The following is a 26,251-nucleotide window of genomic DNA, read 5'->3' as shown; positions in this document are numbered from 1 at the left end:
TTTTACAATCTAAATTTTTCGAATTCGAAAATATCCCCAAATTCCTTTACCTTTTGATAGGTCTCGTCTTTATCTTCACAAAATAGATTAGCAAAGGTATTTGCAGCCAGTACTTCCTCTTCCTCATTAATATCCTTCTTTTTACTTACAGTTTTAGTTTTTTCAGGTTTTGATGTGAGATCTAAGATTATTTTATCTGCTATTTCTTGTGCACTTAATTCCTTATTTCTTTCTAGCGTTTTTGTTACCTTGCCTTTGAAAATATTTGATGAAATCTTTTTTTCGACTAATTTATTTTTTACTTCTATTGATCTGTAATCAGTGTAGTCAATTTCTTCTAATGGGAAATTATAATTACGTTCCTTTATTTTATCTTTCCGCTTTATTTCAAATAGAGGCTCATCGATATAAAGCCTTTCCCTAATTACTTGATTGATTAAGGAGACGGTAAATTTCTCTTTATTATAATCAAAGGCCAAATGATGCGCAATTTTAAAGATTTGGAATGCGCGAGAGTAGATACCTTGAGAATAATGATAAAACAATCGTGGCCAGTCGATATTGTCATCAGCTTTCTCATCTGTATACTGATAATTAAAGAGGCGTTGAATAAATCTTTTCCACTCCCCATCTTCTGGCTTAGGGTTCCATTCCAAGAACCCAGATGCAGTAAATCTCCTAATTAGTTTGTCATCATCTTTGAATATTGCGATGCCGTCTCTAGTCCCTACAAGCATGATAGGGATACCTAATGTATTATCTAAATTTAAAAAGAAGCGAAGCATTCTTTTTTCACCACCACTTTTTTGTGCATCCAAATGTTGTATTTCATCTACTATTATAATTCCTATATGATGTTTGAGAACTAATTTAGATAAAGCGTTAACTCGATCACTTTCAGAATCATTTTTTTTGCAGTAATCATCTTCATATGTGGAATCGCCCAAAATTTTATCAAGCTCTATAAAAAAAAATCGACATAGGTCTTTTATACTACCATCCTTCGGACATTCTACCTTTACAATCGGAATCTGAATAAAATTTTCACAATCTAAATTCTTATGCAATATTGCTTTAGGAAAAGTGCTAGTGGCCAGATTTACAGCGGTTGTTTTTCCTATTCCACTTATTCCGAACAAAGAACAACTGTTACTTACTGCAACTTTTGTTGTCAGATCCCTTATTTGTAATAAATCTCTATAATCCTTTATTACTTTTTCTGTGGTGTTTTCCTTAATAGGGTTTCGAGAAGAATAGCTTGTGAAAAGTGCATTGACAATCATCTGGTATACGTCCCAAATTCCATAATTGGGCAATACAAAATCTTTTTGTAACTGGTTTAAATAATCCCTTCGTATATGATAAGGCTTTTCAATTGCTTCCTCTCTGGTGTGTATGGAGTTTGTTGCACAATATCGGAAGTAATCTTTAATGTTATTCAACCTAGGTAAAGCTTCAATCAAAGGATTACCCTCATGATCAGGGTTATCTGACTTTACATAAACTGCTTCATGTAATTTATTCATTGTCCATATTTTTATAGATATCATCTAAGATATCACCTATATCACCTTCTATTCTTTTGTTCTCTTTTGATGTATTGATATCAATGATTTTTGTATCTGAATTAGGCTCTTCTGTGGATTTAAATTCTTTTTGTTGTCTTTCGTATTCTTTTTCTCTTTCCCTGTTGTAGCTCACCTTGGCCTTATTAGTACTTTTTTGTCCTTTAGATTTTCTTTTCTTATCATTTTCTTTTTTAAATGAATCGGCCATATCTAAAATATCCATAGTTCCAGAATCTCTATCATGCTCTTTTTCTTTTTTTACATTCTTTCGAACTTTGTTAAAGGCCCTTATTTCTTTTAAACTTTTATTAATTAGTCCCGGGTTTTTCTGTTCATTAATGCTACATTTTATAATTTCATTATTGAAGAAAAGATTAATGGTATTCATATTATTCGGATTATATGAAATATCATATTTTAATTTGACTTCTCCTGTTTGTTGCTGTATATTTCGCAAATCTTTATGAAGAGGCGTTTCATACTTGATTTTTTCAAACTCAAGATCATGCTTATTTAGTTTCCCTACAGCTCTTGGTAGCATTAACTCTTTGAGATTTGAAATCTCACTTGACCTAAGTAATCCTGTTCTATTTTTCATTCCCCAATTCCAAACTTCAATTGGCGATGGATCTACTAGCCCATCCTTTATCATTTCAGGAGCTAACGGATATTTTTTCAATGAACACTTATGATTGTAATTAGCCATTGCTACTGCAATCATTGCAGTATATTGCTTTAAAGTGTAAGTGGCATTTTTTCTTGCCTTTTTAATACCTCTTCTACCCTCGGCCATATTTTTATGTCCTATTTCTTTTGGGAAACATTTTAGATCTTTGTGATAGATTTTAAAAAAATTTTCAACTAAACCTTTTAAATCGGCTCGGTAAGCTTCTTTGTTCTCAATATCAATACCCAAATCAGTTATAATATTATTAGAATTACGGCTAACTAATTCTTTTCCATTATCTGTAACAATTTGATGTGGAAGAAAAGTACTAGGATAAAACGCACTAGTTGCATCAACATTAAACTTGTTTAAAGTACCGAGTAGCATATCATTAGCAAACATTGAAAATCCTTTAAAACTATAATACAAAGCAGTGCTAGCCTCGTGGTAAGATGGATTTTCTAAAGTGACATAAATTCCAGTACATAATCCACTAAATATATCTGCAACGAAATATACTGTAGGGCATCCAATTGGTTCACTTAAGTCAATTTCGGATATAATTTCCACGTCAGAGGGGGTGGAGTCTATCTGAAAAATACCAGGTCCGAAAACGCTGTTATAAGAAGATCCAGGTACCAATCTATGGTCTTTATCCCTTGATAAAACCCCTTTTTTTATTGCCAATTTATCACTGCTTGATAAATTTTTGGTACCCCAATAATAGAACTGAGTTAAACTTGGGTATTTTTTAGTCTCCTTATTATCAAACTCTTTTTTATATTTTAATCTAATGTAGTTTATATAAGCTCCTCTCAAGGTACCATCTTTACCTTCTGGTCGATTTGCTTTATAGGCAGCTTGAATTTCCTCCTTTATCTTATCTGTTATTGTAAATGCGTTATTTTGTTCTAATTGTCTCTCTTTTCCTTTTCCACCAGAAAGGTAGTACTTCGGTAAAATTGCATACTTCGTCTTGCCATTTCTCCAATAATTGAAAATGTTTCTCTTAACAGTATGCCTAGAAACATCATACTTCTCTGAAACCTCTTTGCACTTTTTATTCAAATAGGAAATTTCAAAAATATTAGGTTCATCTATGACAAGATCTTTTATTTGCTCCCATGATTTTTCCCACCTTTCCAAGGTTTTATCTTTTAATTCTAAAATTACTTCATTTAGGATGGTTGTATTAAAATTTGAGGGTGGGTTAGTTGGATCTATATAATTGTGTTTTGTAAGCGAATCTATATCCAGATGTTCCAGTTGATTTTGTTCTTCACTTAAATTGATTAGTACGCAAATATCTAATTTGACATTTAAGTATAGAACTCTATAGAAATTGGAATTATGCTGCAATATCTGATTTACTAAGAGCTCCATTTTTTAAGATTTTGATTTGACTGATGTGAATATTTTCTGAAAAGAAATTTTGGTTTAAATCTAATTGAAAAATTCCTTTCGCAATCAAGACTTTAAAAACCGTAATTGATGTACCTGTATCGATGGATAAATCTTCATCAATTATTTGCGCCACTTCTAATAAGGAATGATTTTTTAAGTTATTTGAACATTCGTTTACAAATGAATAAATGGCATTAACAGTATAGAATGAAATGGATTCATCTTTAAAGGTCTTCAAGTTATTATGTAGTTCATTAATATTTTTTAAATACGTTTTTGATTGAGGTAATTCCTTTTCAGTGCACAATTTCCATTCAACACCATTTCTTTGCCAGTATTCTTTTTCTACTTGAAATAATTGCATTTGCCTTTTACTAAGGAATTCAGTAGGCTTAAAAGTCACTGCAAGTTCCGACTTGTCCTTTAACCTAATTAAAAAATCCGTGGTTAATACATGTGGTTCGTCTGACTGTATTTGCTTTATATTAAAATACTTAAAAATATCACTCACTTCGTCTAATTTCAATAAAGGAAATTGTTCCCTTATGTCAATAATATTAGGGTTTAAATCAAAAACTGTAAATAGGAAGATTTCATAACTGGAAAGTAGATGGTGAATTCGAGGTATAGTTATCCCCTTTTTTCTAGTATTGTTTCCTAGTTTCTTATTTCGCTCTCCTGGAGAAGTGTAGATGCCAGTTTTTGGAACATATTCTGTGGCTTCATACCACGGCTTATAATCAATACCTTCACCAACACCTTGTCCGTCTTTAATTTTAGTTTTATATTTTTTAGGAGCTCCCATTTTGATAATTTTTTTTTAAAGTTAACATTTTGTACTGATGTTCAAACTATATTAAACAAAATATCAAACTATTTTAAACAAAAAGTATCTTGAAAAGATGCTGATTTCAAACTTTTGATTCAAAAAACTCATCCATTTAAAGAGGACATAAAAAAAGGCCATTTAAGGCCTCTTTTATCTAAAATCATTGTTCAAACTTTAACAAAAATGTTCAAAGTTTATTAAACTTGTTCAAACTTTAATATCGAACCCCACCTATTCTTATTTAGCATTTTATATGCTATTCGACCGTCACCGACTTAGCCAAATTCCTTGGCTGATCTACATTGCAACCTCTCATAACTGCAATATGATAGGACAATAACTGCAATGGAATAGTTGACACCATCGGCATTAATACTTCGTGCGTACCTGGTACTTCAATCGTGTGATCAACCATGCCCGGGATTAGGGAATCTCCTTCTGACACAATTGCTATCACCTTACCTTTTCTGGCTTTTACTTCCTGAATATTGGAAACAATCTTATCATAAGAACTGTCCCTAGTCGCAATCACAACTACAGGCATCTCCTCATCGATCAATGCAATAGGCCCATGCTTCATTTCTGCAGCTGGATAGCCTTCCGCATGAATATATGATATCTCTTTCAATTTTAAAGCTCCTTCCAGAGCGACAGGGAAGTTATAGCCTCGACCCAAATACAAGAAATTACGAGCGTCTTTATAAATACCTGCAATTTTCTTGACCTGATCATCAGTTTTTAGAGCTCTTTCCACTTTTGCAGGTATATTCTCCAAATCAACCAATATTTCTCTATAACGCTGTTCTGCAATAGTTCCTTTTAATAAAGCAGTTTTTAAGGCGATCATAGTCAGCACAGTTAACTGAGCCGTAAATGCCTTAGTACTGGCCACACCTATTTCAGGCCCCGCATGGGTATAAACACCTTCATGAGACACTCTGGATATAGAAGACCCTACAACATTACAGACCCCTAACACAATAGCTCCCTTCGATTTCGCCAGTTCCATGGCGGCCAAAGTATCGGCAGTTTCTCCAGATTGAGAAATAGCAAATACAATATCCCCCTCTCGAATCACTGGATTTCTATATCGAAATTCAGAAGCATATTCTACCTCAACAGGAATTCGACAAAATTCTTCAAAAATATACTCAGCAACTAAACCTGCATGCCATGAAGTACCACATGCTACAATTACTATTCTTTCTGCATTAATAAGTGCATTAGAATAATCTCTGATGCCACCAAGCACTAATTTAGACTCATTTGCAATTAATCTACCTCTGAAACAGTCCCTAATCGATTTTGGCTGCTCAAAGATCTCTTTTAGCATAAAATGTTCGAAACCTCCTTTCTCTATAGCCTCTAATTCCATATCTACTTTCTGTATATATGGAGTCATTTTCACATCTTTGGTGTCGCGAATACTTATTTTATTATCCTTAATCAGGGCAATTTCATAATCATTTACATAGATCACTTCATTTGTATATTCAACAATAGGCGTAGCGTCTGAGGCTAAGAAAAATTCATCTTTTCCAACTCCAATTACCAACGGGCTCCCCTTTCTGGCAGCAATTAATTGATTAGGATGATTGGTGGACATGATCACAATAGCATAAGCTCCAACTACTTTGGTCAAGGCCAAACGAACAGCCTCCTCCAATGTGCCCTCATTATTCTTATAAATATCCTCAATAAAGTTAATGAAAACTTCAGAATCAGTCTCACTCTTAAATTTATAGCCCTTATTCTCTAGATCTGTTTTAAGAGAGGAATAATTTTCAATTATCCCATTATGAATGATAGCCAAATCACCGCTTTGAGAGTAATGAGGATGTGCATTTTCATCATTGGGTGCACCGTGAGTAGCCCATCGAGTATGCCCCATACCAATTGTGCTCTTGGTATCTTTGTCCTTTAAAAAACCTTCTAATTCAGATACTTTTCCTTGTTTTTTATAAACCTTAAGGCCATCGTTCATTAATGCAATTCCAGCACTGTCGTAGCCTCTATATTCTAATCTTTTTAATCCTTTTATGATAATCTCAGATGCATTCTGATGACCTACATATGCTACAATTCCACACATATTGTAAATTATTTAAAAGTAGTGTAATAAATCTTTAACTTAATATTTTCTTTATCAACTAAGAAGTTATCAAAATTTCCAATGTTAATTTTCGGAATTTCATTAAAAGGAGTTTCATTTCTTCTAATGAACTGGCCTGTGAACATAAAATCATACTCCTCTTCCCAGAGATCAGGGTTATTATAAATCTCTTGCAAGAAAAAGCTGATATCTCCCTTGATTTCCTTTTTATTATTATCATATGCTAAACTGATAGGAGAAGTAGCTTGAGTGGGATTTGCTGGTGCACCATTCGGATTAAAGTTTGCTTGAAGTGCCCAAAAATCTTCCCCCTGCTTTGCTACATTTCCATCATCTGTTAGAATGTAAGGAATTATACTATTTGCAGGTCTTAGTTGAGTACTTGCATTTTCAGTTACAGCAAAAGCTTCACTACCGATCACTAATTCCGCTTTATTGATCTGTAGAAATTGCACTGTATCAATAAAGTTCAAATAATTTTGCAGGTCAATTCGTGGTGATATTCCTATCAGGCCATTATAATAAGCCTTTGATGGATCAGACAAATCAAATGATTTCTTACCTGAATAATCTGACGGTACTAATGCACTTGGTGTGTAGTCCACATTTGTGAAACTTGACCCTGAAATATTAAAGGTTACACTCTTCAATGAATCAAGCAGAGGTGATTCATAGATTATTTCAATAAACGATTCACCACTAGCCAAACTAATGGCCTGTAAATTATTGTTTTCTGCTTCGGTTTCAATCTTAAAACCTCTTAAGGTGTTATAGATTTCTACAGGGCTGAGATCCTCATTCTTGACCAGATTTAATAAGTTTCTTCCAAAAATATTGCTTAATTGCACGTAATCAGGTATTGTATCTGTTGGATTTACAGAAATCTCCTCATCCAATGAAATCCGGTTCCCTGCAGCAATCTCATCATATATGGTATATAGCCTTCCGCTGATAGCTAAGGTATCATCCAATTGGCTGACTATGAAATTCTGAGGTTTGTCAAAACCATCACCGTGATAATAATTCAAACCTAATTTCAATCTAGTCTGGACCACTGTTGCGTTTTGTGGAAGACTGTCTCTAACAAAGTCAGTATTTAATAGTGCTCCAAAATATGCTTCTGCTGAAACTTCTCCTATTTCAGAACTATTCTGATGCCCAACAAAAATTTGCCCACTAGCTCCTTGTGCTACATTGGTACTAATTAGCAGCGAATCATAGGCAGTATGATTCATATCTAGCGGGATTTCCAAATACCGGATCTCAGTATTGTTTCCCCCCGGCACCAAATCACCTTCTATTTCTATTGACTCTTCACATGAGGCGAAAAAAAAGGCCAGCAGGATAGCTGGCCCTGTAATCATTGAGGCAGCGTTATTAACCTGCCAATTCTGTATAAAGGTTAAAATAGGATTCTTCAAAATCCTCTCCTTTTTCAATGGTGTCAACTTTCTTTTCTTTGTCGAATGTTGAAAATAATTCATCAAGGTTTTCTTTAAACTCATCACCTGCTTTAATAACTGCATCTGCATATTCTGCACCGATTTTTATGAACCCTTCATAATCGGCTGATTCTAGATTGGACAACATGCTGTCTTCTATATCGAGCATTTTTACTTTATCCACCAAATCAGTCCCAAATTTATGAGAGAATTCTGTATTATACACAGTAAATACAGATTTTGCATCTTTAAATATTGGGTCATTTTTGTAAGTGGTCTTTAAATACATTGGAATCAAGCTGGTCATCCAGTCATTACAATGCACTACATCAGGCGCCCAACCTAGTTTCTTAACTGTTTCCAACGCTCCCTTGCAGAAAAATATTGCTCTTTCGTCATTGTCAGGGTAAAAATTATTCTCTTTGTCATGGAATACAAATTTACGCTGGAAATAATCTTCATTGTCAATAAAATACACCTGAAGTTTTGCGTTTGGAATAGATGCCACCTTTATGATTAAAGGTTTCTCTTCCTCTCCTACTGAGATGTTTATACCTGAAAGGCGTACCACCTCATGTAATCTGTTCTTCCGCTCGTTAATTAGTCCGAAGCGAGGCACTAGAATACGAATCTCCATACCTCTTTCCTGCATGGCTTGAGGGAGTTTTCGTACAAATTCTGCTACTTCTGATGTTTTTAAAAATGGATTGATTTCATTGGCTACGTAAAGAATTCGAAGCTTTGACATATGCTTATTGGATTTGATTAATTCATAAACGAAGCACAAAAATACAAAAAAATACTCACTTTCCATTATTTTTTTGATTAAACAGCTAGATTTGTTCCGAAACTTTATAATTTAGCGCTTTTTTATGATATCTACAGGCTCAATAGCTGAAATACAAGATCTTATCTCGGAATTCAAGTCAGAGGGTAAAAAAATAGGTTTTGTTCCCACAATGGGTGCGCTGCACCAAGGGCATTTGAGCTTAGTAGCTACAGCTAAAGAAAAAGTCGATATCATTGTTTGTAGTATATATGTAAATCCTACCCAATTTAATAACCCAGATGACCTTAAAAAGTATCCCAGGAATATTGAAGCTGATAAAGACTTATTAGAAAAAAACGGCTGTAATATACTTTTCTTACCATCAGATGAAGTAATGTATGCAGGAAGAAACACCATCACTTTTGAATTCGGAGATTTGGATAATGTGATGGAGGGACAGTTTCGACCAGGGCATTTCAGTGGAGTTGCATTAATAGTTTCTAAGCTTTTTAACATTGTACTTCCAGATTTTGCTTTTTTTGGGCAAAAAGATTTACAACAATTGACCATCATTAAGAAACTTGTTGAGGAATTATTTTTTAATCTGGAAATAGTAACTGTCCCTATCAAAAGAGAAACACATGGTTTAGCCATGTCCTCAAGAAATGAGCGCTTGAGCAAAACAGAAAGAGAAGAGGCTAAAATATTCTATAATGCATTGCTTGAAGCCAAATCAATTATAAAGGAGTATCATTCGGCTAATAAAGCAAAAGAAAAAGTAAAATCCCTTTTTGAAGATCATATAGCAAATTTAGAGTATTTTGAAATCGTAAGTGATAAAGATTTACTTCCCAAAACAGAGAACTACTTGGCCACAGATACCGTTCTCTGCATTGCAGGGTTTATAGGCAATGTTAGACTAATAGATAACCTTTATGTAAATGACATCAATTAATTACAGTTAATAAAGTACCATTAGGCACTTAATAAAGCATTGATATAAATTTATCTCTTGCAATTGCCTAATAGGCTGTATTTAATTTCATAACTTTGCACCCCAATTTGAAGCGTATAGTATGTTAATTGAAGTTTGTAAATCTAAAATTCACAGAGTAAAAGTAACTCAAGCAGAATTACACTATGTTGGAAGCATCACCATTGATGAAGATTTGATGGAAGCCTCTAACTTGATAGAAAATGAAAAAGTCCAAATTGTGAACATCAACAATGGTGAGCGATTGGAGACCTATGTTATTAAAGGCGAAAGAGGCTCAGGAATGGTATGCTTAAATGGACCTGCTGCAAGAAAGGTACAAGTAGGTGACATTGTGATTATAATTGGGTATGCCCAAATGGATTTTGAAGAAGCAAAATCGTTCAAACCATCTCTTATTTTTCCTGATGCTAACAATAAACTCAGTTAATCAGTGAGAAAGGGGCTGCTATCATTTCTAAAATATACGCTCTCTCTCGCGATAGCCGTATTTCTTTTTTGGTATCTCTACAAGGATGTAGATTTCAAAGACATGTTAGCCAAATTTCGAAAAGCTAACTTCACCTGGGTTTATCTGTCCATTGCCTTGGCCATGTTTAGCCATCTCTTGAGAGCCTGGAGATGGAATATGTTATTAGAACCATTGGGTTATAAACTTAAAAGCTCAAGAACTTTTTTAGCAGTAATGGTGGGCTACCTTGCCAACTTTGTAGTGCCGAGAATGGGCGAAGTTTCTCGCTGTGGCATTTTAAAAAAGACAGACAACGTATCGGTCAGCAGAGGCTTCGGAAGTGTGGTCACAGAGAGAGTTTTTGATTTGATTTGTCTACTTATTATCATAGGCATTACGTTAATTCTTGAGTTCAAAAGACTAAATGAATTCTTTTTGAATTTATTCTTGGATAAGGCAACTGGGTTGGAAGAAAATTTCTTCACTCTCTTAGCTATAGGTATTACTTTTCTCATAGTGGCCATTGTCATCTTCTTCTTTTTGAAAAAAAACCAGACTTTTTTACGAAAAAATAAATATTATAATAAGCTTACCGCGTTTTTAAGACAGCTTGTTGAGGGAATTACCTCTGTAAAAAAATTAAAAAGCCAATCCTCATTTTGGGTGGCTACAATAGGGATTTGGGTTTGTTATTTCTTGATGACCTACGTTATGTTTTTCAGCATGAACTCAACTGCAGACTTGGGTATTTCAGCGGGTTTTATAATTTTAGTATTGGGCGGATTAGGAATGGCTACACCAGTTCAAGGAGGAATAGGTGCTTTCCATTATTTGGTAAGTGCAGGACTTCTATTGTATGGCATATCAGAAAAAGAAGGGATAACCTTCGCTTTTCTGCTTCACAGCAGCAACTCCATTGCAATAATGGTAGTAGGAACTGCCTCCTTATTTATCAGTATGATTATACCCAAAAGAAAAGCAGATGAAATATATGGCGACAGCTGAGAAAATATTTTCATTAAATGAACTCGTAAGCAAACGACAAGATTGGAATGATTATAAAATAGTCTTTACTAATGGCTGTTTTGATATCTTGCATCTTGGCCATGTAGATTATTTAGAAAAAGCAGCTTCCAAAGGTGATAAATTAATTGTGGCCATAAATACCGATGCCTCTGTAAGCAAATTAAAAGGACCAAATCGCCCAATTAATAATGAAAATGCAAGGGCGAGAGTAATAGCCGCTCTATCCTTTGTGGATGCGGTGACATTTTTCTCTGATGATACTCCTTTAACCTTGATAAAACAGCTTAAACCCGATGTTTTAGTGAAAGGGAGCGACTACAATATTAGCAACATTGTAGGGGCAGATGTCGTTATGGCAAACGGTGGAAAAGTGGAAACCATAGAATTAGTAGAGGGCTATTCCACCACTAATATTATTAATAAAATAACCCAATAATAAAATGTTCCTAATTGTAATTGTAATTGGATTTGGCATCATGAGTTATGCTGTGCAATCCCGCTTAAAAAGTAAGTTTAAAAAGTATTCCAAAATTACTTTGAGCTCTGGTATCTCGGGCCGAGAGGCTGCTGAAAAAATGTTAAAGGATAACGGAATATATGATGTTAAAGTAATGTCAGTAGAAGGACAACTGACAGATCATTACAATCCAGCCAATAAAACCGTGAATTTAAGCTCTGAAGTATACAATCATAGATCTGCAGCTGCAGTAGCAGTAGCAGCTCATGAAGTCGGACATGCTGTTCAGCATGCAAAAGCTTATGCATTTTTGGAATTGCGTTCTGCATTGGTTCCGATCCAAAATGTTAGTGCAAAAATCATCAATTTCGCTTTTATGGCTTTATTTTTTGGAGCGATCTTTTTACAAGGGATTATCAGTTATGAATTGGCCTTGATGGTGATAATTGGATGTTATACGATTTTCACATTATTTGCATTTATTACCTTACCAGTAGAATATGATGCCAGCAAAAGAGGCTTAGCATGGATGACCACTTCTGGTGTTACTACCCCACAAGAGCATGATATGGCTAAAGATTCATTAAAATGGGCAGCTAGAACTTATTTAGTAGCAGCAATAGGCTCACTTGTAACATTGCTCTACTATGTCATGATGTTTCTAGGCAGTCGGGATTAAATGGATTTTTCCTATATTTGCAAAACTTTTGCATGAACAGAATGTTTTTGCAACGAAACGACAAAAAAATAATTTATAGATGGATTTTCAACTCACTGAAGAGCAGCTAGCGGTTCAAGCGGCTGCCAGAGATTTTGCACAAAACGATTTATTACCTGGAGTAATTGAAAGAGATACTCACGAAAAATTTCCTGCTGAGCAGATTAAAAAAATGGGAGAACTTGGCTTCATGGGAATGATGGTGGATCCAAAGTATAATGGTGGTGGTATGGACACTGTTTCCTATGTTTTAGCTATGGAAGAGATTTCTAAAATTGACAGTTCCGCTTCAGTTGCCATGTCAGTTAACAATTCTTTGGTCTGCTGGGGAATAGAAAAATTTGGAACAGAAGAACAAAAGGAGAAATACTTAAAAAGATTAGCTACTGGTGAAATTATTGGAGCATTTTGTCTATCAGAGCCAGAAGCAGGCTCCGATGCCACTTCGCAGAGAACCACTGCTGAAGACAAAGGAGATCATTACTTAGTCAATGGTACCAAAAATTGGATTACGAATGGTAATAGTGCCTCTGTCTATTTGGTAATTGCTCAAACAGATAAAGAAAAAGGCCACAAAGGAATCAATGCCTTAATCGTTGAAAGAGAAACAGAAGGCTTTGTAGTGGGTAAAAAAGAAGAGAAATTAGGAATCAGAGGTTCTGATACGCACTCTTTAATGTTCCAAGACATGAAAGTTCCAAAAGAGAACAGAATTGGCGAGGACGGTTTTGGATTCAATTTTGCCATGGCTACGCTGAACGGTGGTAGAATTGGTATTGCCGCACAAGCCTTAGGTATTGCTTCAGGTGCATATGAATTAGCCTTGAAATACTCTAAAGAAAGAAAAGCATTTGGTAAGGAAATTAGCCAACATCAAGCAATTGCATTTAAATTAGCGGACATGGCTACTCAAATTGAAACTGCTCGTTTGCTTTGCTTGAAAGCAGCATGGTTGAAAGATCAGAAACAAGATTTCTCTCAAGCAAGTGCTATGGCTAAATTATATGCTTCGCAAGTGGCGATGGATACTACTGTTGAAGCAGTGCAGGTTCATGGTGGCTACGGTTTTGTAAAAGAGTATCACGTAGAGCGTTTAATGAGAGATGCTAAAATAACTCAGATTTATGAGGGTACATCTGAAATCCAAAAAATTGTGATCTCGAGAAATATTCTGAAATAGGATAAAAATTTGTGTGAAGAGACTAAATCTTCAATCTCAAATTCTTAAAATAATTCAATAAAAACTTCGTTACTACGCACAACCTTACATATAAATAGAGGTTGTGCGTTTTTTATTTTTTTTGATATAAAGCTATTATTCATTAGATTTATACAATTATTCAAAACAATATTTTTACTTTTTATAGTTAATCCATTCATAAAACAAGAAAATGGAAGATTACAACAAAATCATTGAGTCTTTAGGCGTAAAATTCGTTAAAGCAAAGAATATTAAAATTCAAAAACCCGTAACTGTAAATAATCTCTATGAAGTAGAGAATAAAGTAATTTGGGTCAATAAGGGTGAAGTCCTTCTTGGTGAAGAGAAACTTTTAGCAAAAGAAGGTGATTTTGCTTTTATTCCCGGAGGAAAAGCACATCAAATCACCTATGGAAGAGGAAGCCAAATAGAGTCTATTACCAATGATAAATTCATAACTGGTAAAGCGGAATATTTCAATTCAATCTCCCATGATGAGTTATTAACAGAGGGCGGAGATAGCTTTAGTTATATTTCTTTTGAAGCTAAAGTTTTTGATTCTGTAAACTTTTTTGCTTCGCTTGATATACCACCATTTATTTTTAGCAATGATGTTATAAAATCGCTGAATGATAAAATTTTTGAAGAACTTGATACCGATGAGCCAGGTGCTGATAGAATGGTAAAAGTTCTAACAGAATATTTATTAGTAGAATTATTTAGACATATTGTTCGTAACAAATTATTCGTTGAACAATTAGCGACCAACAGTACCTATTTCAAAGATCCACGCTTAATTGATATTTTTAATTACATCAATGAACATTTAGGAGGTGATTTATCCAATAAAAAATTGGCTGAAGTAGCTAATGTCTCAGAAGATTATGTGGGTCAGTACTTTAAAATGCTAACAGGAATAAATCCTCAAGACTATATTGAATATCAACGGATGGAAGAAGCCGTTACTTTGCTTAGAACTTCCAAAAAGAGTATTCGTGATATAGGGCATGAAGTGGGATATAAAGATACTGCATACTTCTGCCGAAGATTCAAAATGATGTTCGGAATCCCTGCTGGGAAAATGAGAAGAAGAGAATCTTTAATGAACGTTTAAGCAGGTACTTAGGTAACTACTTGAGCACGATTAAAAGCTATTTAATCATAAATATTCCGTAATCAACATTTACCAAGTTAAATGCTAGATTCTATATAATTGTTGATTGAGCAATATTTTTGCTTCCGTCATTTCTATCAATAATTGTGGGTTTTGCTCTATAGCATTACCCACAACTACTACATCAGCGCCTGACTTCCAGGCGCTTTTTGCTTTACCTACAGAATCAATACCCCCTCCAATGATTAGGGGGATGTCAATAGCTCGTTTTACCGAAGCAATCATTTTCTCACTAACCATTTTGTCAGCGCCACTTCCAGCATCCATATAGATCAATTGAAGCCCTAAGAGCTCACCTGCAATGGCAGTGCTGACGGCTATATCACTTTTATCATGAGGAATGGGATTAGTATTGCTCATATAAGATACAGAAGTTTTATTACCTCCATCAATGAGCATATAGCCTGTTGGCCAAACTTCCATTTTACTTCTTTTCAATATCGGTGCAGACAAAACGTGCTGGCCAATCAATAAATCAGGATTACGACCTGAAATAAGTGACAGATAAAGAATAGCATCCGATTGCAAATCAATATATTGGTTATTTCCAGGAAATAAAATGATCGGTATATCTGTTGCCGATTTAATATCGGAGATACAACTGCTTAGAGAATCAGAGACAATCAAACTACCTCCCACAAAGAAAAAATCTACTTCATTTTCAATGGCCATATTGACCAAGCGTTGCAAAGAGGCTCTATCATGTACTTTATCAGGGTCAATCAGCAGCGCAAAAAATTTTCTCCCGTTCTCTTTTCGAGCTATTAGCTGATTAAGCTTCTTTTTCTCTGTCATCCGACCCCTTATTTTCTAATTGACTTAAAAATTCAAGAATTTTATCTCTTGCGATAGCTACTAGGATCCCTCCTACCTCAGCTTTGAGCGCATCCATTATACCAGTACTACTTTCCTCTCTTTTGATAATCAAACGTGGTGAATCATCATAGTCTCTTTCGTCTTCATCTACCTCTTTATAAACTTGAGATTTTCGACTTTTCTTACTCCCTGTTAATAATTTTACAGCCTGATAAGCTAAAAAAACACCTCCTGCAATCATTAAAGCATTTTTACCGAATTTCTCAGCTTTCCCTGAATATTCTCGTAAGTGCTCTGACAAATCTTGTTCGTATCGTTTACTTTTCTCCAATAGCTGTTCTTGATTACTCATGCTTCTTGAATTTAAAAATTGAAATTAATCTTCTTTAGTGGGTTTACTCATGGAATCCTTAAATACTTTTTTTAGCGCTTTACTATCTTTCAATAGAAATAAGATAATGGTCATCACTAAGTAAACCAAGGCCACAGAGCCAAATCCATAAACATAGCTACCCAATACTTCGGTTAGATAAAACGCTAAAGTCAAACTAGCAAATATAATCAGCAAAGTAGAAGCTGCCACCACCAAAAGGAGGGGTAAAACTTTCGCTAATTTCTCCGCTACTGTTTCCTCCACTTCCTCTCTAATCATTGCTATTCGTACTTCTAGCAAATTTTGTAACGATTCTATAATTTTATCTAGTCCCAAAAGCCCTAACAGTTTACTTTTTTTCACAACTTTACCTATTAATTGATTCCTAAGTTATATAAATTTCAGGTGATGTTAAATTTACACGGTAAAATAATTATAAAGATTAATGCATCTTATAGCAGATAGTGGTTCCAGTAAGACAGATTGGCGACTTTTAAAAGACGATAATACCATTGAACAATTAAAAACAAGCGGGATAAACCCCTATTTGATTTCAAATAAACAGCTTTTAGAGAGTCTAGAGAGTGATTTTAAAGATAGACCACTTCAAAACGTACATGAAATTCATTTTTACGGTGCAGGTTGCGGTCAGCAGAAAAATAAAGAAAAAATAAAATCAGTTTTTTCCGATTTTTTTAAATGTCAACATATTTCTGTGGAAGATGATATGCTTGCCGCTGCAAGAGCCAGTTGTGGAAATAAAGAAGGAATAATATGCATTCTGGGTACCGGTGCAAATGCCTGTCACTACGATGGTCATCGTATTACCAATAGTATGATTTCTCTAGGATACGCTCTCGGAGACGAAGGAAGTGGTGCCTACATTGGAAAAGAAACACTGAAAGCTTATTTGGAAAATGACATGCCCGAAAAACTGCTCAAGGAGTTCTCTCGTGAATTCCCAGCTGTAACACTTGAGTATGCCTTAGAACAAATCTATCAAAAGCCCTATCCTAACCGCTTTTTTGCTCAATTTTTTCAGTTTGCTTTCATGCATCGAAAAGAAAAACTCTTCTTTGATATGATCGCGGATGCATTTCAAACATTTCTCAACAAGTCCGTTTTGAAATTTGAGCAGCATCCCCATTTACCGGTCCACTTTGTGGGAGGAGTGGCTTTTCATGCCAATACTATTATGCGCATGGTCTTAACAAAAAATAACTTAACTGCGGGTAATTTTATGGAAACCCCAATAGCAGGTTTAACACTTTATCATAAAAATCAGCATCAATGAGCATTACAGAATCAGAATCAAACTTTAGTAATCTGGAGAATCTTTCGATTAATGAATTACTAAATGGAATCAATCAGGAAGATCAGTCGGTGGCAATATCTGTTCAAAACGCTTTACCGCAAATAGAGAAAGCACTAGAAATAATTGTTGAGAAAATGCAATCGGGCGGCCGTCTTTTCTACATTGGAGCGGGTACTAGTGGAAGATTAGGTATTTTAGATGCATCTGAATGTCCTCCCACTTTTGGTGTGGGGCATGACAAAATCATTGGCTTAATAGCCGGAGGTGACGATGCCATTCGAAAAGCAGTGGAATTTGCTGAAGATGATAAAGTACAAGCTTGGAAGGATTTGCAAGGATATGCGATCACTAAACAGGATTTTTTGATAGGGATTGCGGCATCCGGAACTACTCCTTATGTGATTGGCGGCTTACAGATAGCCAAACAGCATGGCATAAGTTCCGCTTGCATTACTTGCAATCCGCGATCAGAAGTGGTGGAGGTTTCGGATTTTCCCATTGAAGTCCCGGTAGGTCCAGAATTTGTCACAGGCAGCACAAGAATGAAAGCAGGAACTGCCCAAAAAATGGTGCTGAATATGATATCCACGACCGCCATGATTCAATTAGGCCACGTAAAAGGTAATCGGATGGTCGATATGCAATTAAGCAATGAAAAACTGGTTGACAGAGGAACAAAAATGATCATGCAGGAGCTGGATATAGATTATGAAGGGGCTAAAAAATTATTACTAAAACATGGTTCTGTTAGGAAAGCTGTTGAAAGTGGAGGAAAATGAGTAGTACCGCTCTGAAGTTCCTCGCTTTAAAGAATAATTACTGATTTTCTTAAACTTTTTCCGGACAAATCGCATTCTTACTTCTCATCGATTATCACTTATAACTTAATACCTAAAATGCATCACATCGAGCCTTACTACAACTGGCTAAAGTACTATGACTCCTCATCTGATGAGCTTTCCCCCTTTCATGGGAAAGAATATAATTATGAATTATATACTGACACGATTTACGGCTATTACATTGACCCTGCTTGGGATGCGATAGGATCGGAAACGCTCTATATCAAAATTTTATATGCCAACTACGATCAAGGTATTGCTGTAATTGAGATGATAGGCGAATGGAATGATACTTTGCATAATGACATCATGCACCTGAAAAGAAATATCATTGAACATATGATTTTACAAGGGATCAACAAATACATCTTAATAGGTGAAAATATTCTGAATTTTCATGGTTCGGATGATGAGTATTATGAAGAATGGTTTGAAGAAGTGGAAGAGGGATGGATAGTGGGTGTCAACTTTCGTGACTTTGTGCTAGAAGAATGGTCACAGTTCAATGTAGATACTTATATTAACTGCGGAGGGCAATTTGAACACTTAAATTGGAGAACATTAAAGCCACAAGTCTTCTGCGAAAGAGTAGAAGAACATGTAATGAGGCGATTGGATTTCTAATGTCTTTTAGTCAATATGATGTTCCTTCTCATGAAGAATCAAGCTGAAAGGTTCTTTGACTAAAGCCAAAAGGGGACTCTCGCAAAGACGCTAAGCCACATCGACCTCGCAGAGAGGATAAAAAAGAGGTCATTATATTGTGACATCATTTTTGAACAATAAATTTTTCTCTAATAATTTTATTTTATCATTGCGGAAAGCTTTGCGGCTTAGCGTCTTGACGAGAATAATTCCACAGCATTAGGCTGTATTATTCAGGAATAATCATCGCCATTTTATGGACCAAATAAAATTTCCCAGATCTTACTTCTTTACATCTAACTCTAGTTCTCCGTGTTTCGTGTTTTTCGAAAATCCTGTTTTCTAGCGTAAATTGCTGTCCTTGCCGGAGTTCTAACAGACTAATCTCATCAGGATTTGCAGGGTCATATCCCTTAAGCGCCTTTGCCAATTGGATATCCGAAAGCGATGCCGCTTTGGGATTTTGCATATACCTATTTAACGCTTTCAGAACGTCTTCCGGAAAAATTTCAGCTGTTTGGAAAGGTAGCATCAAGTCTATAAAAGTATTTTTCCATTCTTTCCCGTGGGGAGAAACCCTTCCTTTATGTTTCTCATAGGTCCGATGATGAGCAACTTCATGTACGTAAGTTAGCAGGAATGAATAAGGATTTAAGTTTTCATTCACCGTTATGATTGCCCAATCTTCGCCTGGCTTCTTTCTGAAATCCCCAAGTTTGCTATTTCTTGCTTTGGCTATCACAAATCGAAAAGGGCTCTCCTTCCATAAAGCAAAAGCTAAATGCACAGAGTTTTCCGGCACAAAACGGCTTATTCTATGATATATTTGTTTTTCGTAATGCGTCATAAAGCAGTCAAAATTAAGCAGAAAATCTCATAAAAATAGCTTTTAATCTCCTTAAAGCATGATTTCAATTTAGCAATTTCAAATATTTCCCCTGTCATTTCTTTTGTAATTTCCATTTTAAGGTGTAATTTCAAAGCCCTTTAAAGCTTAACGCAATAACAATGGGGTTCAGGCTTGTAAAACCGCCATTTTTTTATATCATCGTACTCTTATAAAACCATTACAACTATGATTCAAATTATTCCATCCATCGCCATCAAAGACGGTAAAATTATTAGAGTTGAAGGCGCAGATATTGCTGGAGCAAAAGTGTATGATGACTCCCCTATTGATGTCGCAAGAAAACTGGAAGATAGTGGAATAAAAGTAGTACATATTGTAGATTTGGATGGGGCTCATAGAGGTTCTCCAGTTAATTATCATATACTGGAAGCCATACATGGCTATACTGACCTGGAACTTGATTTCACAGGTGGTATTAATACCGATGGTGACATAAGTAAAGCCTATGAATATGGTGCTGATTATATCACTGCAGCCAGCATAGCAGTAGAAAGAAAAGAGCTTTTTGCCTCCTGGATTGTGTCATACGGAAGAGAAAAAATTACCTTGGGTGCGGATGCCCTTAATGGAAAAATTGCCTACAAAGGCTGGAAGCAAAATACTGATATTGACATTATTGAGCATATCAGATACTTTTACGATAGAGGACTGAAGTATGTAAAAACAACCGATATTAGCAAAGAGGGTTCTTTATCCGGCCCAGCATTTGATTTGTACCAAAGCATTTTGAATGAATTCCCTGATATTTGTGTATTGGCCAGTGGTGGAGTACGCAATGTAGATGATATCCGCAAGCTAAATGATATGGGCGTTTTCGCAGTAATTTTTGGTAAAGCCTACTATGAAGGAAATATTAAAATTTCCGATTTACAAGAATTTCTGAAATAAGTTATTTTGGTTTTAAAATAATCCAATCAAGCAAAAAATACAGTCGAACCGAAACTGTATATTTAAACGTTTAATTCTACAGCTATTGTCTTTTACAGTTTTTGAGCGCCATATAGGCGCTTTTTTATCTACTAAGATTTCCTTAGATTAACGGCATAATAGATATATAGTCACCAGGGGGTGATTATATTTATATATAGTCCCCCTCTGGTGACTATATTCACTTGTTACATGCAAAATTATAAACTAAAAGAATATTATGATGAAAAAACCTTACTTGCTACTAGTATTCCTACTAGTATCTTTAATGAGTTGTGAAGGACCTGAAGGGCCGATAGGCCCTGATGGAATTGACGGTCAGGATGGAATTAACGGTCAGGATGGAGCTGATGGTCAAGATGGAGCAAATAGTTTAACTAAATTGACTGTCGAGCCCCCTGGTGTAAATTGTGTTAATGGTGGGTATTTGCATGAGACAGGTACCGACAGTAACGGAAACGGAATTCTAGACACTGATGAAGTAACTAACAGTCAATACATATGTAATGGAGAAAATATTCTAGATCAAGTAGATTATTATTTTCAAGAAGGATGGAAAGGATATGAAGGCACAATAAGTATCGGAATTTCATCAGATCAACCAAATTTCTCTAACACTTATGCTATTTGTTCAATAGATACTCAAGATCAAGACACAGCAAGGTCGTTATTAAAATTCACCGGTTTATCAACGCAGATTGCGGATGATTTTGGAACTAACACAGTTTATCTTAACGAAGCAATCCTTTATGTTCATACTAGCTGCATTGGTAACAATCCAAATTCATTGGCTGTTGGAACTTTTGATGTTTTTGATTCAACAATTCCAAGTTTTGATGAAGATGCTACTTGGCTTAAAGCGAATCTAACAGATTTATGGCCTTCAGCAGGATCATTTACCGATAACAGCCAAAGTGAATTAACCTATGGCACTTTTGATGATAGATTTTATTTCAATGGTGGGATAAGTTACTTGGGTTCGTGGATTCCACTAAGACTAAGTAGAAGAGCTGCCTCACAATGGATTGCTAATGAACAAAATAATAAGGGTATAGTAATATCATTAGAACTCGATCAAGATGGTCTGATCTGTTTTGATACTCATTTAGAACCAATAGAAGAATATAGACCTATACTATATTTGAATGTCGAAGAAAATTCATCTGGGGGAAGAATTGCCTCCAAATCAGAACTAGAATTAGCAGAAGAATGGAATAAGAAAAGCTTTGACGAAAAACTTGCGCCACTTCATTATTTCTTACAGACAAGATAAAGCATGTAACAATAGATAAAAATGCATGCGCCTTTACTCTTCGTAGAAAGCATGAAATCGAAGATATATTTTAGAGCTTTTTGAGAAGTTGGGCGCACTCATTTTATCAAGTCGTTACAGGTAATGACTTTTCATGGTGCGGACAAAAAAATCAGAAATAGAATCAGAACTTCATAGGCTGGCTGAACTTATCGGAGCGCAACCGAATCAACTTCCATCTGTAGACGACAATCAAGACTTTGCTAGACCAAATATTGCATTCTCATCTAATGGAATATTATATTACGAAGCATACGAGCCGGGCGAACAACTTTTTAGTATCTCAGCTTTTGACTTGGAACACTTGATGTTCGTGGCTTTTAAAGACACGACCTTCATTATGGCAGTTGAACACGAACGTAAAAACAGGAAGTCGAACGAAGACTTCAGGCGACAACTCTTTTCGAAGCAGGTTGAACTCATGCGCATAATCAACTCTGACTGGGCTAAACAGACACAGAAGGAAATTGACGAAACACTTCGGACTACTCCGTTTGATGATTAAATAACTGCTTATAAGTAACAACAAACTACCTGTAACATGGTATAAAACCCCATTTGCAAACCACTTTGTAGCTAAGAGACTGCTAAATAGCCCGTAATTTATGTTTGCTTTTCATAGCTAGCAACCAAACATATTGCCTAGGTTGGCTTCAATGAATAAACGCTGTTTATTGGGCAGGATACTCCCCTTCGAATTGGAAAGTCCTCTACAATTAATATCTTTACTAAGATATGTGACTTTGAGCAGTTGAGACATTTAGTTCATTCAATTCTCTTCTCCTCATATGCGGACGTTCTAAATCTTAAACCCTCGGAAAACTCCATGAAACTGTTTCTTAACCTACTATTCCTATTTGTAGTCGTTTCTGCCAATGGCCAATCGATTGAGATTTCAAAAATACTAGAAGAAATTGATGCCCAAGAGAATTTGAGTGGAGTAGTACTGGTCGCTCAGGAGGGACAAATAATCTACGAAAACACCTACGGTTTTGCTAATCAAACTACTAACACCCCAAATAATATTGATACAAAATTCTTTATCGGTTCATTGACAAAGCAGTTTACGGCCTTGTTAGTAATGCAACAGCTTGAGGCTGGTAAGCTAGCGCTTGATGCTCCTATCATCAATTATTTACCAAATTACAGAGAAGATACTGGAGAAAAAATCACAATACGCCACCTCTTAACTCACACGCATGGTATTCCTAACGCAAGCGATTCAGCGAACTTTAGCGCCTTGACAAAGGAAGAATTTGAGAAGAGGTACTGCCAAGCAAATCTGGAGTTCGCGCCTGGGACCCAGTTTAAATACTCCAACATAATTGGATACTATTTGCTGGGAGAGATTATTGAGAAAGTCAGCTCCAAAGAATTTAGCCAACTTCTCGAGGAAAAAATACTCAAGCCGCTAAACTTGACCAATACGGGCACATATAACCCAGCCTCTAGTCCTAAAAACTTAGCCACGGGCTCACTTCAGAATGAAGGCAATTTCTCTAATGCACCGCCTGTAGATATGTCCTTCTCTTTATCGGCAGCAGGCATTTTTTCCACTGTTGAAGACTTACACAAATGGGATCAAGCCATCAGAAATGAAAAACTACTTTCGGAAGATGACTTTAAACAGGTTTTCACTCCTTTCAGTGATTCCGTTCGCTACGGTTTAGGCTGGTACTTAAATGATCCTGAAATCAATGGTGTAAAGCATCTCTTGGCCAGTCACACAGGAGGGGCAGGTGGATTTAAGTCTCAAATAATGAGGGGAGTAGAGGATGATGTTTTAGTTGTATTCCTCTCGAATAGTGATAAATACATTGAACTTCGTTATCCATTGATGAACGCGCTCCTGATCAAAAATTGAAAAAGTTGATTTTTAAAGGTCATTCTATAAAAGGAGTTAGAAATTTAATTGCTTTTTTCTACCTTTATTCAAGCCGTTTATTAGTAATGACGCTAGCTTAACAAGCGAGAATACCAATAACAAAAGAAAGAATAGTGGTGCTAGGGCAAATGATTTTTGTAGCATTTAGCGAAAGCAGTATGCACCTTAGCTCGCGGGAAGAGGATTATAATTCTGATTTTATCATTGTCAATCTTAATGAAGAAAAGATAACACAACTAAAAAACTATGAATACAAAAACTAAATACCTCTTACTTTTTTTAATGATAGGATCATTTTTTGGGTGCAACGAGCCTGAGAAAAACTACACTGCAGCCGCAAAACTTGCTAATTCTGTCACGATTTCTCGAGATACCTACGGCATTCCGCACATAAAAGGTGAGACAGACGAAAGTACCATCTTCGGTTTTGCTTATGCTCGCGCTGAAGATCGTTTTGAGAAAATTGAAAGCAGACTCATTGAGTCTATTGGAAGATTAGCCGAAGTGAAAGGTGAAGAGGGCAAAAGCAATGACGTCAGAGTAAAGGCATTCGAAGTTGAACGACTTTCAAAGGAAGAATACAAAACTTTGAATCCGAAAGTTAAAAAATTGTGTGATGCATATGCCATGGGGTTAAATTACTACCTTGAAAATAATCCAGAAGTAAGCCCGCAATTACTTACTCATATTGAACCTTGGTATATTTTGGCAGAATACAAAAGAAATTCGTTTCCTGCATTGGGGCCTCTTAATGACGAAATGATAGTTGAATACCTGATGGATGATATTAAAAGTATTGGTTCCAATGCTTTTGCCTTAAGCGGAAAAAAAACAAAATCGAATAACGCGATCTTGGTTATTAATCCTCATTACAGTTATGATGGACCATATGAAGTCCAGCTAAGCAGTGCTGAAGGTTTGAATTTTTATGGAATGGTAGGCAAGGGCGGAGGAATACTTCCCGTAATGGGCCATAATGAACACTTAGGCTGGTCCTGGACCGTTAATGGCCCTGACGTATCAGATACCTATGAAGTTCAATTTGACCACCCGGATGATTCATCCTTATATCGCTTTGGTGAAGAGTATTTACCAGTGGAAACTTATCAGGATAGTATAAAAATTAAAACAGATTCAGGTTTTATACAGCAGAAAGTTAGCTATCGAAAAACGATTCACGGCCCTATTTTGGCGAAATCAAAAACAGGAAAACCTATTAGCGTAAAGATAGCTGGATTAGAAAAAGGCGGTATGCTCAATCAGCTTTATCAAATGGCTTTATCGAAAGACCTTGCCTCATTCAAGGATGCTTTGAGACTTAACTCTTTGATTATCCATAATATCACTTATGCAGATGATCAGGGCAATATCCTTTATTTGTACAATGGCATTATTCCCAAACGAGATACTACTTTAAATTGGCAAACTCCAGTGGACGGTAGCTTGAAAAAGAGTGAATGGCAGGGATATCATACTTTAGAAGAGCTACCGCAGCTCTTGAATCCAGATTGTGGATATGTCCAAAACTGCAATAATAGGCCATTTAATACCACCACTAATGAAAATCCTAATCCTGAGGATTATCCAGACTATATGACCTATAATCAGGGTAATACTAATAGAGGGAGAAGGGCTCTCGTCATGTTAGATACTTTACAAGAGGTAACAATGAGGTCCATGGAGACTGCTAAATTTGACACCTACGTTCATAATGCAAATGAAAATCTGCAAGACTTAATGAAAGAAGTGATAGAAGTTAATCGTACAGACCCCGACAGGATTGCCCAGATTGAAGAACCATTAAAATTACTGCAGTCGTGGGATAAGTACAGTAGTAGTGAATCCGTGGAAACTTCTTTATACTATATCTGGACCTTCAAAAGTTATCACCAACGAAGAATTGGAACAGAGTATCCTAATTTGGTAGCATTTGAACAAGCCATTGATAAGCTTGAAAATGAAAAGGGTTCTTGGAAAGTAAAATGGGGAGATATATACAGGCATCAACGTGTGCTGAATCCTGAACAATATAATTTTGAAAAGCTTGAAACTAGCTACCCAATAGATGGAGGTATTTCAATTACTGGAATTATGTTTGCATCTTCAGGTAAATTCGAAGGTTATTTACCTGATATTGGTTTGAAAGGCTTAGATATTAGAGCGCAAGGAGGCGATGCGTATGTTGCGATAGTAGAATTTGGAGAGCAGGTAAAAGCTAGATCTATTATCCCTTATGGCGAAAGTGATCATCCTGAATCCGATCATTACGATGACCAGGCTGAATTGTATGCTCAAGGAAAACTAAAGGATGTTTATTTTACCGAAGATGAGGTAGAAGAAAATTTGAAAGTAAAATATCACCCCGGAAGTATTAAATGGAAGTAATTTTATGTCTTCCGCTATACTGTAATTT

At 35.7% G+C, this 26,251-nt stretch carries 25 protein-coding genes; 15 read left to right on the top strand and 10 right to left on the bottom strand.

The annotated features are described in order from the left end of the window. Positions 1 to 2: 2 nt before the first annotated feature. The 6 genes from B9Y84_RS06235 to B9Y84_RS06210 all read right to left on the bottom strand — a co-directional run bounded on the left by B9Y84_RS06235 (position 3) and on the right by B9Y84_RS06210 (position 8,771). Complete coding sequence (locus B9Y84_RS06235) at positions 3 to 1,526, bottom strand: AAA family ATPase (protein WP_176223733.1); 1,524 nt, start codon at positions 1,524 to 1,526, stop codon at positions 3 to 5. Continuing rightward, positions 1,519 to 3,618, bottom strand: a complete 2,100-nt coding sequence (locus tag B9Y84_RS06230) for a DDE-type integrase/transposase/recombinase (protein ID WP_085516240.1) — start codon at positions 3,616 to 3,618, stop codon at positions 1,519 to 1,521. The genes B9Y84_RS06235 and B9Y84_RS06230 overlap by 8 nt, the downstream gene beginning before the upstream one ends. Further along, complete coding sequence (locus tag B9Y84_RS06225) at positions 3,584 to 4,444, bottom strand: TnsA endonuclease N-terminal domain-containing protein (protein WP_085516239.1); 861 nt, start codon at positions 4,442 to 4,444, stop codon at positions 3,584 to 3,586. The genes B9Y84_RS06230 and B9Y84_RS06225 overlap by 35 nt, the downstream gene beginning before the upstream one ends. 280 nt (positions 4,445 to 4,724) lie before the next feature. After that, positions 4,725 to 6,560 (bottom strand): glutamine--fructose-6-phosphate transaminase (isomerizing), encoded by a 1,836-nt coding sequence (glmS, locus tag B9Y84_RS06220; protein ID WP_085516238.1) that lies wholly within the window; start codon positions 6,558 to 6,560, stop codon positions 4,725 to 4,727. Between the two features lie 8 nt (positions 6,561 to 6,568). After that, positions 6,569 to 8,002 carry a DUF4270 family protein gene (locus B9Y84_RS06215; protein WP_139827958.1) on the bottom strand — a complete coding sequence of 478 codons (1,434 nt, stop codon included), beginning with the start codon at positions 8,000 to 8,002 and terminating at the stop codon, positions 6,569 to 6,571. Beyond that, positions 7,959 to 8,771 (bottom strand): glycogen/starch synthase, encoded by an 813-nt coding sequence (locus B9Y84_RS06210; protein WP_085516494.1) that lies wholly within the window; start codon positions 8,769 to 8,771, stop codon positions 7,959 to 7,961. The genes B9Y84_RS06215 and B9Y84_RS06210 overlap by 44 nt, the downstream gene beginning before the upstream one ends. A gap of 124 nt (positions 8,772 to 8,895) precedes the next feature. On the opposite strand from B9Y84_RS06210, the gene panC reads away from it, so the two are divergent. From panC to B9Y84_RS06175, 7 genes are all read left to right on the top strand, one after another. Further along, positions 8,896 to 9,747 carry a pantoate--beta-alanine ligase gene (gene panC / locus B9Y84_RS06205; protein WP_085516236.1) on the top strand — a complete coding sequence of 284 codons (852 nt, stop codon included), beginning with the start codon at positions 8,896 to 8,898 and terminating at the stop codon, positions 9,745 to 9,747. Between the two features lie 121 nt (positions 9,748 to 9,868). Further along, complete coding sequence (gene panD, locus B9Y84_RS06200) at positions 9,869 to 10,216, top strand: aspartate 1-decarboxylase (protein WP_085516235.1); 348 nt, start codon at positions 9,869 to 9,871, stop codon at positions 10,214 to 10,216. 3 nt (positions 10,217 to 10,219) lie between these two features. Continuing rightward, positions 10,220 to 11,242 (top strand): lysylphosphatidylglycerol synthase transmembrane domain-containing protein, encoded by a 1,023-nt coding sequence (locus tag B9Y84_RS06195; protein ID WP_085516234.1) that lies wholly within the window; start codon positions 10,220 to 10,222, stop codon positions 11,240 to 11,242. Next, on the top strand, positions 11,229 to 11,699 hold the full coding sequence (rfaE2, locus tag B9Y84_RS06190; RefSeq protein ID WP_085516493.1) for a D-glycero-beta-D-manno-heptose 1-phosphate adenylyltransferase: 471 nt from the start codon (positions 11,229 to 11,231) through the stop codon (positions 11,697 to 11,699). Before B9Y84_RS06195 ends, rfaE2 begins: the two co-directional genes overlap by 14 nt. Positions 11,700 to 11,703: 4 nt before the next feature. Further along, entirely contained in the window at positions 11,704 to 12,399 is a 696-nt protein-coding gene (locus B9Y84_RS06185; protein ID WP_085516233.1) for a zinc metallopeptidase, read from the top strand. Positions 12,400 to 12,478: 79 nt separating this feature from the next. Further along, on the top strand, positions 12,479 to 13,618 hold the full coding sequence (locus B9Y84_RS06180; RefSeq protein WP_085516232.1) for an acyl-CoA dehydrogenase: 1,140 nt from the start codon (positions 12,479 to 12,481) through the stop codon (positions 13,616 to 13,618). A gap of 211 nt (positions 13,619 to 13,829) precedes the next feature. Further along, complete coding sequence (locus B9Y84_RS06175) at positions 13,830 to 14,753, top strand: AraC family transcriptional regulator (protein WP_085516231.1); 924 nt, start codon at positions 13,830 to 13,832, stop codon at positions 14,751 to 14,753. 84 nt (positions 14,754 to 14,837) lie between these two features. On the opposite strand, the gene B9Y84_RS06170 is transcribed toward B9Y84_RS06175, so the two are convergent. The 3 genes from B9Y84_RS06170 to B9Y84_RS06160 are packed head-to-tail and all read right to left on the bottom strand — an operon-like array spanning position 14,838 to position 16,365. Further along, the gene (locus tag B9Y84_RS06170; RefSeq protein WP_085516230.1) at positions 14,838 to 15,608 is read right to left on the bottom strand and encodes a phosphoglycerol geranylgeranyltransferase; all 771 of its coding nucleotides are present in this window, start codon (positions 15,606 to 15,608) and stop codon (positions 14,838 to 14,840) included. Next, positions 15,586 to 15,981, bottom strand: coding sequence for a hypothetical protein (locus tag B9Y84_RS06165; protein WP_085516229.1), 396 nt, complete (start codon positions 15,979 to 15,981; stop codon positions 15,586 to 15,588). The genes B9Y84_RS06170 and B9Y84_RS06165 overlap by 23 nt, the downstream gene beginning before the upstream one ends. A 24-nt stretch (positions 15,982 to 16,005) precedes the next feature. Next, a complete protein-coding gene (locus tag B9Y84_RS06160; protein WP_176223732.1) occupies positions 16,006 to 16,365 on the bottom strand; it encodes a phage holin family protein in 360 nt (119 codons plus the stop codon). 82 nt (positions 16,366 to 16,447) lie between these two features. On the opposite strand from B9Y84_RS06160, the gene B9Y84_RS06155 reads away from it, so the two are divergent. The 3 genes from B9Y84_RS06155 to B9Y84_RS06145 all read left to right on the top strand — a co-directional run bounded on the left by B9Y84_RS06155 (position 16,448) and on the right by B9Y84_RS06145 (position 18,783). Beyond that, on the top strand, positions 16,448 to 17,296 hold the full coding sequence (locus B9Y84_RS06155; RefSeq protein ID WP_085516227.1) for a BadF/BadG/BcrA/BcrD ATPase family protein: 849 nt from the start codon (positions 16,448 to 16,450) through the stop codon (positions 17,294 to 17,296). Then, positions 17,293 to 18,096, top strand: coding sequence for an N-acetylmuramic acid 6-phosphate etherase (murQ, locus tag B9Y84_RS06150; RefSeq protein WP_085516226.1), 804 nt, complete (start codon positions 17,293 to 17,295; stop codon positions 18,094 to 18,096). Before B9Y84_RS06155 ends, murQ begins: the two co-directional genes overlap by 4 nt. A 117-nt stretch (positions 18,097 to 18,213) precedes the next feature. After that, positions 18,214 to 18,783 carry a hypothetical protein gene (locus B9Y84_RS06145; protein ID WP_085516225.1) on the top strand — a complete coding sequence of 190 codons (570 nt, stop codon included), beginning with the start codon at positions 18,214 to 18,216 and terminating at the stop codon, positions 18,781 to 18,783. A gap of 250 nt (positions 18,784 to 19,033) precedes the next feature. Here B9Y84_RS06145 and B9Y84_RS06140 read toward each other — a convergent pair whose 3' ends face one another. Continuing rightward, positions 19,034 to 19,651: a SprT family zinc-dependent metalloprotease gene (locus B9Y84_RS06140; protein WP_085516224.1), complete on the bottom strand. Its 618-nt coding sequence runs from the start codon at positions 19,649 to 19,651 to the stop codon at positions 19,034 to 19,036. 228 nt (positions 19,652 to 19,879) lie between these two features. Between B9Y84_RS06140 and B9Y84_RS06135 the strand changes: the two genes are divergently transcribed. From B9Y84_RS06135 to B9Y84_RS06115, 5 genes are all read left to right on the top strand, one after another. Continuing rightward, positions 19,880 to 20,602 (top strand): 1-(5-phosphoribosyl)-5-[(5-phosphoribosylamino)methylideneamino]imidazole-4-carboxamide isomerase, encoded by a 723-nt coding sequence (locus B9Y84_RS06135; RefSeq protein ID WP_085516223.1) that lies wholly within the window; start codon positions 19,880 to 19,882, stop codon positions 20,600 to 20,602. Between the two features lie 259 nt (positions 20,603 to 20,861). Next, positions 20,862 to 21,914, top strand: a complete 1,053-nt coding sequence (locus B9Y84_RS06130; RefSeq protein WP_139827956.1) for a DUF7151 family protein — start codon at positions 20,862 to 20,864, stop codon at positions 21,912 to 21,914. 133 nt (positions 21,915 to 22,047) lie between these two features. Beyond that, entirely contained in the window at positions 22,048 to 22,458 is a 411-nt protein-coding gene (locus B9Y84_RS06125) for an Imm63 family immunity protein (RefSeq protein ID WP_085516221.1), read from the top strand. Between the two features lie 321 nt (positions 22,459 to 22,779). After that, the gene (locus B9Y84_RS06120; protein ID WP_085516220.1) at positions 22,780 to 23,817 is read left to right on the top strand and encodes a serine hydrolase domain-containing protein; all 1,038 of its coding nucleotides are present in this window, start codon (positions 22,780 to 22,782) and stop codon (positions 23,815 to 23,817) included. Between the two features lie 267 nt (positions 23,818 to 24,084). Then, a complete protein-coding gene (locus tag B9Y84_RS06115; protein ID WP_085516219.1) occupies positions 24,085 to 26,223 on the top strand; it encodes a penicillin acylase family protein in 2,139 nt (712 codons plus the stop codon). Positions 26,224 to 26,251: the final 28 nt, after the last annotated feature.

The sequence above is a fragment of the Marivirga sericea genome (assembly GCF_900177665.1).
Taxonomy (GTDB): Bacteria; Bacteroidota; Bacteroidia; order Cytophagales; family Cyclobacteriaceae; genus Marivirga; species Marivirga sericea.
Note: the sequence above shows the minus strand (reverse complement) of the source record. Positions and strands in the feature narration are given on the sequence as shown.